We start from the raw sequence: 11,105 nt of genomic DNA on the forward strand, positions 1-11,105 counted from the left end.
GCCCCTAGGGGGAAACCCGTGCACCTGTCGGTGTACGCCGCCGCCACCCACTACCGCGGCGGAGGCACGGCAAGTGCCGCCTGCGGGCCGACGACCGGAGGGGGGCCGATCACCCACTATCGGATCATCACCACGAACAAGGAGATCCGATGACGAACACCGCCACACTTCCCCGCCCCGATGTCCACCCCGGCCCGCCGAAGCTCGACCGCGACCAGTTGCGCCGCGCCCAGCAGGAGACGCTGGACACCCCGCGCATGAAGTACAGCCTGCTGGCGAAGATGATGTTCAAGCCGGTCGACATCATGTACGGCAAGGAAGGCTCGTTCACCAAGTTCGCCATGCTGGAGATCATCGCCCGCGTGCCGTACCAGGCGTGGGAGCGCATGGGCTACTGGGCGGTCCACCGTCACCGCACCAGCTCGGGGCTGGCCAGACGGGTCTTCGAGCGGATCGTCGAGGCCCGCTCCGACCAGGACAACGAGCAGTTCCACCTGCTGATCATGGAAGACCTGATCGACCGGCAGGGGCTCAAGCGCAACTGGCTGCTGCACCGCGCGGCGCCGTGGCTGATCGCGCTGTTCTACTACCACGTCTCGTGGGTGCTGTTCCTGGTCAAGCCCGACTGGAGCTACCGGCTGAACGCCGAGTTCGAGGACCACGCCGAGCACGAGTACATGACGTTCGTGGCCGAGAACCCGGACCTGGAGTTCGTGCCCGACCCCGGCACCTACGCCGACGAGTACGGCCGCTACCGCTCGGTGGCCGACCTGATGCGCCAGATCGGCCACGACGAGCGGGTGCACAAGCTCGGCAGCCTGGAGAACATGCGCGACCCGCGCGTGGCGGCCTAACCGATGGCCGCCTCGACGGACTGCTCCGCCCGCTTGGGAGCGGGCGTGCGCAGCACCGCGAGCGCGAGCACGGCGGCCAGGAGGCAGAAGACCGCACCGATCCAGGATCCGACGTGCATCGCGGTGGTGAAGGCCTCGCGGGCGGGGCCCTCCCAGCCGCCCAGCCTGAGCGCCTCCCCGATCGACGCCCTGGCCTGGGCGGGGGCGCTCTCCGGCATCGCGGAGGTGTACACCCCGGCCAGGACGCTGCCGAGCACGGCGATGCTGAGGGCCATGCCGACCTGCTGGACGGTGTCGTTCATGGCCGAGCCGACACCGGCGTGCTCCACCGGGATCGCGCCCATGAGCGTCGCGTAGGCCGCCGGACCGGCCAGGCCGCCGCCGATTCCCATGACCACGAGACCGGCCAGCATGGGCCCGTACCCGGTGGTGACCGCGAGGATGACGAACCCCACGGCGAGCACGAACATCCCCGAGGCGATGAGCGCCCGGTTGCTCACCCGCTGCCCCAGAGCCGCGCCGGCCCCGTTGAAGACGGCCGCCGCGATCACGTACGGCACCAGCGCCAGCCCCGCCTGCATGGCCCCGTACCCGAGGACGAACTGCAGGTACTGCGTGAGCATGAGCATCAGCGCGCCCGCCCCGAAGGACATGAGCAGGATCGAGAAGGAAGCGCCGCTGAAGTTGCGCTGCCTGAACAGCTCCAGCGGCATCATCGGATGCTCGGAGCGCCGCTCCCAGACGAGGAACGCGGCGAGCGCGAGCACCGCCAGGGCGATCGCGACGACGTTCCACTCCCGCTCGATGATGACGTAGACGGCCGAGGTGAGGCCGACGATGGACAGGATCACGCCGACCGGGTCGATCCTGCGGGCCGGAGCCTTCGACTCGGGCATGAGAACGAGTGCGGCGACGATCGCCAGCAGCGCGATCGGCACGTTGATGAGGAAGACCGAGGACCAGCCCCAGTTCTCCAGCATGAGGCCGCCCAGCGTGGGCCCGGCCACGACGCCGATCATCGACGTGGCGCCCCACGCGGCCATGGCCTTGCGGCGTTCTTCCTCGTCGAAGACGGTGATGAGGATGGACAGGGTCGAGGGCATGAGCACCGATCCGCCGACGCCCATGAGCGTGCGCATGGCGATGAGGTGCCACGGCTCGCTCACCAGGACCGCGAGGGCGGAGGCGCCGCCGAACAGCGCGAGGCCGATGACCAGCATCTTCCTGCGGCCGAAGCGGTCGGAGAGGCTGCCCGCAGTGAGCAGCAGCCCAGCGAAGACCAGCACGTAGGCGTCCAGGATCCACTGGATCTCGGAGGGCGTCGCGCCCAGATCCCGCACGAGGGTCGGGATGGCCAGGTTCAGCACGGTCCCGTCGACGGCCAGCACGAGCGTGGCCAGGCACAGTACGGCGAGCGTCCACCAGCGGCGGGGATCTCGCACGGTGTTCGATTCCACTCGCACACTGTACGACACTTCTCGCACAGTGTGCGAGAGCATTTATCCTGGAGTGGTGACCAAGCAGTTCACCTCCGTCTGGACCCGCGAACCACGCTCGCCGAGGTCCTCGCCCGGCCTGAGCCGCGAGCAGATCGTCCACGCCGCCCTGGAGCTCCTCGACTCCGAAGGCACCGAAGGGCTCAGCATGCGCAAGCTGGGCGCCAAGCTCGACGCCGGGGCGACCAGCATCTACTGGTACGTCGCCAACAAGGACGAGCTCATGGAGCTCGCCTACGACGAGATCTGGGCGGACATGGAGGTGGCCGACCCGGACCAGATCAGCTGGCGCTACTCCGCCGCCACCTTCGGCAAGGGCATGCGGCAGGCCATCCTCAGGCACCCCTGGGCGGCCCGGCTCATCGGCCGCCTGCCGGCCATCGGGCCCAACGCGCTGCACGCCACCGACCTGCTGCGCAAGGCCTTCACCCAGGCGGGCTTCAGAGGCCTGGAGATCGACTACGCGGCGAGCACCCTCACCGCCTACGTCTTCGGGATGACGATCCCCGAGGCGGTCTGGAACGAGTACATCAACGAGCGGCAGCCCGACATGGACGGCATGCGCCAGGCCGTGGTGGCCGCGGTGGCCGGCTATCCGGAGATGCAGGCACGCGTCGAGGAGATGCACGCCCACGACCCCCAGGAGATCCGCGCGATGAGTTTCGACTTCGGCCTGTACACGGTGCTCGACGGTCTTGAGGCGCGCCTGGTCACGTAGCAGGATTCCGGTCATGAGCGATTTCCGAGCCGCGCGCGACCTGCTGCTCCAGTCCGACTACGACACCGCCCGCCGCGACTTCCGCTGGCCCGACCTTCCGGAGTTCAACTGGGCGCTGGACTGGTTCGACGGCGTGCTGGCTGCCGAGTCGCCGGACGCGGTCGCCCTGAACATCGTCGGCAAGGTCTCCTACACCTTCGCCGAGCTGTCAGAACGCTCCAACCGGGTGGCCAACGGGCTGCGCTCGGCCGGGGTACGCCGCGGCGACCGGATCCTGCTCATGCTGGGCAACCAGGCGGAGCTGTGGGAGTCGATGCTGGCCGCGATCAAGCTGGGCGCGGTCGTCATCCCGGCCACCACGTTGCTGACCGCCAAGGACATCGAGGAACGGGTCGCCCGGGGCGGCGTGGCGCATGTCATCGCCAATGCCGCGGACGCGGAGAAGTTCACCGGCGGGGCGTACACGAAGATCTCCGTCGGCGCGGCCGACGGCTGGCACACCTACTCCTACGGCGAGCCCGACTTCACCCCCGACGGGCCGACGCTCGCGAGCGACACCATGCTGCTCTACTTCACCTCGGGCACGACCTCGCAGCCCAAGCTGGTCGAGCACACCCACGCCTCCTACCCGGCCGGGCACCTGTCCACGATGTTCTGGATCGGGCTGAAGCCCGGTGACGTGCACCTCAACATCTCCTCGCCGGGCTGGGCCAAGCACGCCTGGAGCAACGTCTTCGCGCCGTGGAACGCGGGGGCGACCGTGCTGGTCCACGACTACCAGCGCTTCTCCGCGCAGGCCCTGCTCGAAGTGCTGCGCGACGAGCGGGTGACGACGTTCTGCGCGCCGCCGACGGTGTGGCGCATGCTCATCCAGGAGGACCTCGCCGCGTGGCAGCTCTCCCTGCGTACGGCCGTGGCCGCGGGTGAGCCGCTCAACCCGGAGATCATCGACCAGGTCGCCAAGGCGTGGGGCCTGACGATCCGCGACGGATACGGCCAGACCGAGACCACCGCCCAGATCGGCAACGTACCCGGCGTACCGGTCAAGCCCGGATCGATGGGCCGCCCGCTGCCCGGCTACGACGTGGTCCTGCTCGACCCGGTGACCGGCGAGCCCGGCCCTGACGGCGAGATCTGCCTGCCCCTGGACGAGCGCCGCCCGCTCGGCCTGATGGCCCGCTACGTCGGCCAGGACTCGGGCACCGCCGACGGCTACTACCACACCGGCGACGTGGCCACCCGGGACGCCGACGGCTACATCACCTATGTCGGGCGCACCGACGACGTGTTCAAGGCCTCGGACTATCGCATCTCGCCGTTCGAGCTGGAGAGCGTGCTGCTGGAGCACGAAGCGGTCGCGGAGGCCGCGGTGGTGCCCGCCCCCGATCCGGTACGGCTGGCCGTACCCAAGGCATATGTGACCCTCGCGCCCGGCTACGAGCCGACCGAGGAGACCGCGCGGGCGATCTTCGAGCACTCGCGGCGGGAACTGGCGCCCTACAAGCGGATCAGGCGGCTGGAGTTCGGCGAGCTGCCCAAGACGATCTCCGGCAAGATCCGCCGGGTCGAGCTGCGCGAGCAGGCGGCGGATCGGGAGTTCACCGAGGAGTCCTTCCGCTAGCCGCCTGACGGACAAATCCCAGGAAGAGCGCCATTTACCCAATAACAACTTGTAAGGGGTCAGGTGTCCATAATTACAGGCTGATCGGATAGGCTCGGCCCGTGCTACCCACTATCGCCGATGTCCTGGCCTTGGAGACCGTACGCCGGGGGAACCCGCGTGTGGTCGCCGGGGCCGATCGGCTCGACACCAAGGTGCGGTGGGTGCACGTCGGGGAGATCGCCGATATCGCGCACCTGCTGCGCGGCGGCGAACTCGTCCTCACCACGGGCGTGGCCCTGCCCGACGACCCCGAGAAGCTGGCCGACTATGTCGGCGAGCTCGCCCAGGTCGGCGCGTCGGGGCTGGTCGTCGAGCTCGGCCGCCGGTTCGTCCGCGAACTGCCCCGGGCCGTGATCAAGTCCGCCGAGGAGCACGGGCTGCCGGTGATCGTGCTGACCCGCGAGACGCCGTTCGTGCAGATCACCGAGTCGGTGCACGCCTGGATCATCGACAACCAGTTGGAGGAGCTGCGCGCCTCCGAGCAACTGCACGAGGTGTTCACCGAACTGTCGGTCGAAGGCGCCTCGCCGGCCGACGTCCTCGCCCAGGTCGCCCGGCTGTCCAACCGCCCCGTCCTCCTGGAGAACCTCGCCCACCAGGTGCTGGCCTGCGAATCGGCCGGCCGCGACATCGGCGCGCTGCTCGCCGGTTGGGAGACCAGGTCACGCGCCGTGGCCCCCGCCGACCGGACCGCCTACGACCCCGCCTCCGGCTGGCTGGTCACCACCGTCGGCGCCCGCGGCCAGGACTGGGGCCGGCTCATCCTGCTCTGCGACGTGCCTCCGGGACCGCGCGACATGGTGCTGGCCGAACGCGCCGCCACCACCCTCGCCCTCGGCCGCCTCCTCGAACGCCACCAGGAATCCCTGGAACGCCAGGCCCACGGCACGATCATCACCGGCATCCTCACCCACGCCTACTCCGACCCCGACGAGGCCGCCGCCCGCGCCCGCGCCGTCGGCGTCCCGCTCACCGGCCGCAAGCTGATCAGCGTCGTCATCCGGCCCACCGAACCCGTCGACCAGGCACTCGACGGCCAGGCCCAGCTCGGCGAACTCGCCGAGGCCACCGCCGCCGCCTGCCGCGACGCCCGGCTGCCCGCGCTGGTCGGCGCCCTCGACCAGGACCGGGTCGGCGTCCTGCTGCCGCTGCCGCCGCGTACCCACGCGGAACCCGCGCTGACCACCCTGGCCGACCGGCTGCGCATGCTGTGGAAGCCCGGCTCCGCCTTCGTCCTCGCGGCGGGTTCCGTCGTCGAGTCGATCCGCGACGTGCGGCGCAGCTTTTTAGAGGCCGAACAGGTGGCCGACGTCGCCGTGCGCCAGCCCGACGGCCGCGCCTACTACCGGCTGCCCGACCTGCGCCTGCGCGGCCTGCTCCACCTGCTGCGCGACGACGCCAGAATGCAGACCTTCGCCGAACGCGAACTCGGCGCGCTCCTGGCCCACGACGCCCAGCGCGGCGGCGACCTCACCAGGATCCTGCGCGTCTACCTGGACTCCGGCCGCAACAAGGCGGTCGCCGCCCAGAAGGCCCACCTGTCCAGGCCCGCGTTCTACGATCGGCTGCGCCGCCTGGAGCGCATCCTGGATACCGACCTGGACGATGTCGAGTCGTGCCTGTCGCTGCACGTGGCGTTGCTGGCGCTGGAGTCGTTCCGTCGCGAGAATCGCTGAAGCAAACCGGACCAAGGACGTTCATGCCTGACCTCTTCGTGCCCGAGCCCGCCGCACTGGGCCCCATGCTCGCCACCGCGGGCGCGTTCGCCGTCCCCGTCCACGAGGTACGGCTGACGCCCGACGAACTCCACCCCGACCAGATCGTCGCCGGCGACCCCGCCACCTCCTCCATGGACCTCGGCAACGGACGCGGCATCTGGGAGATCACCCCTGGCGTGGTCACCGACGTGGAGACGGACGAGATGTTCGTGGTGCTGTCGGGACGGGCGACGATCGCGGTCGAAGGCGGCACCACGATCGAGGTGGGGCCGGGAGACGTGGCCTTGCTGGCGGACGGCGCGAAGACGACCTGGATCGTCCACGAAACCCTCCGCAAGGTCTACCAATCCCGCTAACCCCCACCTCCTAGCCCCCTTGCCACCCCGGGCCCGGTTCCCCTAGCCGTCCCAGGACCTGGCCCCGTCCCGTCCGCCACCGCTTAGCCGCCCTTGGCCCCACCTTGAGCTCTTCGCCGCCTTTCACCACCGGCTTGAGGGGTGCCCGGCGGCCTTCACCGCCGGTCACTAGGAGGCGTCTGCCCTCGGGGTTTCGGACAGTTCAGAAGCCCATGGCCCGCCGTACCTCCTCAAGGGTGAGGGCGGCGCGCTCCCGGGCCACAGCGTTGCCCTCGCGCAGGACCGAACGCACGGCCCCCTCGTCCAGGTCGGCACGGCGCTTCCTTATCGGGCGCAGGAAGTCGTTGACCGCATCAGTGGTGACGGACTTGAGGCGGGCGGCGCCGCCGTCCCCGATCTCCTCGGCGAGCTCCCGCGGCGGCCGGTCCAGGCACAGCCCGGCCAGCGTGAGCAGCCCAGCCACCCCCGGCCGCAGTTCCTCGTCGAAGGTGATGTGCCGGTCGGAGTCGGTGACCGCGCGGCGGATCAGCGCGGCCGTCTCGTCCTCGGTGGCCTTGAGCGGGATGGCGTTGCCCCGGCTCTTGCTCATCTTGCCGCCGTCGAGGCCACTGAGGCTGGGCTGCGCGCCCATCATCGCCTCCGGAATGGGAAAGACCATCCCATAACGCTCGTTGAAGCGCCGCGCCACCAGCCGCGTCACCTCCACGTGCGGCAACTGGTCCCGCCCGACCGGCACCAGCGTGCCCTTGCAGAACAGGATGTCGGCCGCCTGATGCACCGGATAGGTGAACATCAGCCCACTCACCGCGCTCTGCGAACTGTGCAGGATCTCGTCCTTGACGGTCGGGTTCCGCTGCAGTTCGGCCATCGACACCAGGCTCAGGAACGGCAGCAGCAACTGGTTCAGCTCCGGCACCGCGCTGTGCTGGAAGATCGTCACCTTGCCCGGGTCGAGCCCGATCGCGAGATAGTCGAGCAGCAGCTCCGTGATGTTGCGCTGGATCTCCCCCGGCAGGTCACGGTCGGTGATCACCTGATAGTCGGCGACGAGCACGTACATCCGGTGCCGATGCTGCAGCTCCACCCGATTGGCGAGCGAGCCGAAGTAGTGGCCGAGATGGAGCGGACCGGTCGGCCGATCGCCGGTCAACACGACGTGGTTCATTCTGGGTTTCCTTTCCGGACGTCCCCAGACACCACGAAAGGCCGTCCGAGGGACGGCCTTTTTCGCATGCGAAGGTCAGTGGCCGTCTGGCGGCCGCCACCACATGCTGATTCGGGTCATGGCTCCATTGTAGGCGCAAGCCGTACAGGACCCAGATTCTGTACGGCTTGCGCCGGCTCGTGACTACGTGCGGTGATCGTGCGACATGTCGGCGTGGATGGTGTCGTCTGCGCAGATGTACAGATCCCACCGACGGGGACGCGCCACGAACGCGCCCAGGATGAACCCCAGAACGACGCTCGCGAAGATCACAAGGAGGATGCTCAGCCCCATAACGGCTGCCTCTCGGGGAAAGTTCGTGCCGCTCGAAATACGGCCTACCGAAAGGTAACCCCGGCCGGTCCCTTGGCGCAGCAGAATCCCATGTACTCCCCCATTTTGACCATTCAATCGCTGCGGGCATGGGCCTTTTCGCTAGTTGCTGATGTCAATCTCGTAACCACGGGCGTGTTCCCACACCCCGGCCAAGCGGGAGCGCCAGGATAGTCCGGATTGTTATCGGCACCCTGGAGTCTTTTGATGTCTCGACGCACCCTCGTCGTCGGCCTGTCCCTGGCCACCGCGATCACGGCTGCCACCGTGCCAGTCGCCGCCAAGGAGCTGGCGGTGACGTTCCCCTCCTCCAAGTTCCCGTTGGGAGCGGCCGCCGTACCGACCAAGACACAGAAAGCGGTCGCCGGCGGCATCGACATGTACAAAGTCCGGGCCGGCAGCGCCACCCAGGGCTACAGCGTGAGCGTGCTCATGCCCAGCGGCCGCGACTACGGCACCCGCGCGACCGCCGACGCCAAAGCCGCCGAGGTCGAGGCCGCCGGCCAGATCCCCAGCGTCCAGCAGTTCACCCGCCCCGCCGTGGCCGACGCCCCGGCCCAGGAGATCTTCATGGTCCGGGTCGGCCTCTGGTCCCTGCAGGACAAGAAGAAGGCCGAGGAGACCGTCAAGGCCCTGAAGGACGCGGGCATCAAGTCCAAGGTCGACTACCTCGGCGACGACGGCGTCGACACGACCGGCCCGTGGAACATGAACGTCCTCATGATCGACGCCAAGAAGTTCCGCGGCTCGTACGGCGCCAGCCTCGGCACCAGCGTCGCCAAGCGCGAGACCACCTCCGCCATGGCCAAGGCGGCCGGCGCTCTCGCCGCGGTCAACGGCGGCTTCTTCAACATCCACGCCTCGAAGGCACTGCGCGGAGACCCCCTCGGCGCCTCGGTGGTCGCTGGCAAGCTCCTGAGCGAACCCGTCCCCGGCCGCGCCGCCATCGTCCTGCGAGGCCGCAAGGCCAGCATCACCGAACTGAAGTCCACCATCACCGCGGTGTCCCAGGACGGCCAGAACCTCAACGTCAACGGCATCAACCGCCCCACCGCCGTCGACGAACTGGTCCTCTACACCGAGGAGTGGGGCGCCAAGACCCCCGCCGACGGCGGCGCCGACGTAGTCCTGGACGCCAACGGCAAGGTCGTCACGGTAAGGGCCGCAGGTGCGGCAGTCCCGGCCGGCCACCGAGTCTTGCACGGTGCGGGCGTGGCGGCCGAGTGGCTGGGCCAGCACGCCCTGGAGGCGTGGACGGTCAAGATCGACACCAAGCTGGTGGACCTGCGCACCGGCAAGCGCCTGGCCCTCACCCCCAACCTGAACGTCGTGGCCGGTGGCGTCGGCCTGGTCCGCAACGGCCGGGTCAAGGTCATGGCCAAGCGTGACGGCCACGACTCGGTCAACATGATCCTCCGCCGGCACCCGCGTACCCTCGCCGGAGTCACCAGGAACGGCAGCCTCATCCTCGCCACCGTCGACGGCCGCAAGCCCGGCGAGACCGTGGGCGCCAACATGGTGGAGGCGGCCCAGCTGATGCGCTGGCTGGGCGCCGTCCAGGCAATCAACCTGGACGGAGGCGGTTCTACGGCGATGGTCGTCAAGAACAAGGTAGTCAACAAGCCCTCGGACGGCGCCGAACGCGCCGTAGGCGACGCCCTGCTAGTCCTCCCCAAGTAACCAAACAAGGGGCCGCCCGACCACCCCGGCCGGAACGCCCCACCCCCACCCGCTCCCCCCACGGTGGCCCAGCTTCGTCCCCGCCCAGAACACGCGGGGCCCGAGCCTGGGCCACCGTACGCGTTGCGCCGTTAACGCCCGCCCAGGTTCTCGCCGCACCGGCGCCAGACAAGCGTGGTGTGCGCAGACGAGCGTGGGTGTGTGCGCCGGGAGGCGGAGCACCCCGCCTGAGCCGCCGTATGGGCCGCCGTGCGCGTTGCGCCGTTCACGCCCGCCCGGGTTCTCGCCGCACCGGCGCCAGACAAGCGTGGTGTGCGCAGACGAGCGTGGGTGTGTGCGCCGGGAGGCGGAGCACCCCGCCTGAGCCGCCGTATGGGCCGCCGTGCGCGTTGCGCCGTTCACGCCCGCCCGGGTTCTCGCCGCACCGGCGCCAGACAAGCGTGGTGTGCGCAGACGAGCGTGGGTGTGTGCGCCGGGAGGCAGAGCACTCCGCCGGGGCCACCGTGCGCGTTGCGCCGTTCACGCCCGTCCAGGTTCTCGCCGTACCGGCGACAAGCATGGGTGTGCGCGGAAGGGGACACCCCGCCCGGGCCGTGCGGCAGAGGCTGGGCAAGCCCGCAACGCAAAAGAGGGGCCGTCCCGCGCGATGGCCGGGGCAGCCCCTTCGGAACGCGAAAAAGGGGTCCGACCAGTGGTCGGACCCCTCCTCGATCATGTGTTTGTGCGGCGGTGACCTACTCTCCCACACCCTCCCGAGTGCAGTACCATCGGCGCTGAGAAGCTTAACTTCCGGGTTCGGAATGTAACCGGGTGTTTCCTTCCCGCCATAACCGCCGCAACCTCTTGAGACTGTTTGCTGTCTCAGAATTGCGTAGTGGACGCGAGCAACACAACACCTGACCCGATAGAGGGTTTCTGCGCTGCTCTGGACCCGGCGAAGAGTAACAGAGCGCTGCAAAGAAACCCCGCCACATTCAGGCGTTGCTGATGCTTTGTGGTCAAGTCCTCGGCCTATTAGTACCGGTCAGCTCCACACGTTACCGTGCTTCCACCTCCGGCCTATCAACCCCATCGTCTCTGGGG

Annotated in this window: 9 protein-coding genes and 2 rRNA genes; 6 read left to right on the forward strand and 5 right to left on the reverse strand. The window is 69.1% G+C overall.

Translation table 11 applies throughout. The features are described 5' to 3' along the window. Positions 1-149: 149 nt before the first annotated feature. Positions 150-854 (forward strand): alternative oxidase, encoded by a 705-nt coding sequence (locus HNR40_RS30385; protein WP_184967297.1) that lies wholly within the window; start codon positions 150-152, stop codon positions 852-854. Here the strand turns inward: HNR40_RS30385 and HNR40_RS30390 are convergent. Beyond that, entirely contained in the window at positions 851-2,311 is a 1,461-nt protein-coding gene (locus HNR40_RS30390) for an MFS transporter (RefSeq protein ID WP_221341044.1), read from the reverse strand. The two genes, HNR40_RS30385 and HNR40_RS30390, sit on opposite strands and share 4 nt — an antisense overlap. 55 nt (positions 2,312-2,366) lie before the next feature. Between HNR40_RS30390 and HNR40_RS30395 the strand changes: the two genes are divergently transcribed. The 4 genes from HNR40_RS30395 (at position 2,367) to HNR40_RS30410 (ending at position 6,805) form a co-directional block, all read left to right on the forward strand. Continuing rightward, a complete protein-coding gene (locus tag HNR40_RS30395) occupies positions 2,367-3,068 on the forward strand; it encodes a TetR/AcrR family transcriptional regulator C-terminal domain-containing protein (RefSeq protein WP_184967301.1) in 702 nt (233 codons plus the stop codon). Between the two features lie 13 nt (positions 3,069-3,081). After that, positions 3,082-4,689 carry an AMP-binding protein gene (locus HNR40_RS30400; RefSeq protein ID WP_184967303.1) on the forward strand — a complete coding sequence of 536 codons (1,608 nt, stop codon included), beginning with the start codon at positions 3,082-3,084 and terminating at the stop codon, positions 4,687-4,689. 101 nt (positions 4,690-4,790) lie between these two features. Next, the gene (locus HNR40_RS30405) at positions 4,791-6,407 is read left to right on the forward strand and encodes a PucR family transcriptional regulator (protein ID WP_184967305.1); all 1,617 of its coding nucleotides are present in this window, start codon (positions 4,791-4,793) and stop codon (positions 6,405-6,407) included. Positions 6,408-6,430: 23 nt separating this feature from the next. After that, positions 6,431-6,805 (forward strand): cupin domain-containing protein, encoded by a 375-nt coding sequence (locus HNR40_RS30410; RefSeq protein ID WP_184967307.1) that lies wholly within the window; start codon positions 6,431-6,433, stop codon positions 6,803-6,805. A gap of 202 nt (positions 6,806-7,007) precedes the next feature. Here the strand turns inward: HNR40_RS30410 and trpS are convergent, their stop codons facing one another. Further along, the gene (trpS, locus tag HNR40_RS30415; RefSeq protein ID WP_184967309.1) at positions 7,008-7,970 is read right to left on the reverse strand and encodes a tryptophan--tRNA ligase; all 963 of its coding nucleotides are present in this window, start codon (positions 7,968-7,970) and stop codon (positions 7,008-7,010) included. Positions 7,971-8,153: 183 nt separating this feature from the next. Then, positions 8,154-8,303 carry a hypothetical protein gene (locus HNR40_RS30420; RefSeq protein WP_184967311.1) on the reverse strand — a complete coding sequence of 50 codons (150 nt, stop codon included), beginning with the start codon at positions 8,301-8,303 and terminating at the stop codon, positions 8,154-8,156. A gap of 246 nt (positions 8,304-8,549) precedes the next feature. Between HNR40_RS30420 and HNR40_RS30425 the strand changes: the two genes are divergently transcribed. Further along, a complete protein-coding gene (locus tag HNR40_RS30425; RefSeq protein WP_184967312.1) occupies positions 8,550-10,022 on the forward strand; it encodes a phosphodiester glycosidase family protein in 1,473 nt (490 codons plus the stop codon). A gap of 721 nt (positions 10,023-10,743) precedes the next feature. Here the strand turns inward: HNR40_RS30425 and rrf are convergent. Further along, positions 10,744-10,860: ribosomal RNA gene (gene rrf / locus HNR40_RS30430) — 5S ribosomal RNA — on the reverse strand. Between the two features lie 156 nt (positions 10,861-11,016). Continuing rightward, positions 11,017-11,105: ribosomal RNA gene (locus tag HNR40_RS30435) — 23S ribosomal RNA — on the reverse strand; the annotation flags it as partial.

This window comes from Nonomuraea endophytica (assembly GCF_014203235.1).
GTDB classification, from domain to species: Bacteria; Actinomycetota; Actinomycetes; order Streptosporangiales; family Streptosporangiaceae; genus Nonomuraea; species Nonomuraea endophytica.